The organism is Bradyrhizobium sp. Kon58, assembly GCF_055807455.1.
In genome coordinates this window covers 1-277 of the sequence record NZ_JBVVOT010000409.1, presented here as the reverse complement: position 1 = coordinate 277, position 277 = coordinate 1, and the positions used below count along the sequence as shown (strand labels likewise).

The 277-nt window shown below is 65.0% G+C and carries 1 protein-coding gene; it reads left to right on the top strand.

The window, feature by feature from the left end; translation table 11 throughout:
* Positions 1 to 29 precede the first annotated feature (29 nt).
* The coding region (locus AC0L20_RS40955; RefSeq protein ID WP_473295818.1) for a hypothetical protein at positions 30 to 277 on the top strand (248 nt) is incomplete at its 3' end.

Sequence of the window (277 nt, the reverse complement as noted above, 5' to 3'; positions counted from 1 at the left end):
GCCTCCAAACCACCCTTCGGATGCTCGGCATGTTTCGCACGCTACGCGGTATACCGCTGCTGGGTTGCCTGTTGGGCACCCTCGGTTGCCAGGGGCAAGCGCCAGCCCCGCCGTCGATTCAGAAAGGCGATTACGCCACCATCATCCGCTACCTGCAAAGCCGTATTCCGCGGGAGATGGCCCGGGACAATGTGGCGGGCTTGTCGATTGCCCCGGTCCACGGCCAGCAACTGATCTGGGCCAGCGGCACGCCATGGGCCTTGTCGGCCAGGCCGAA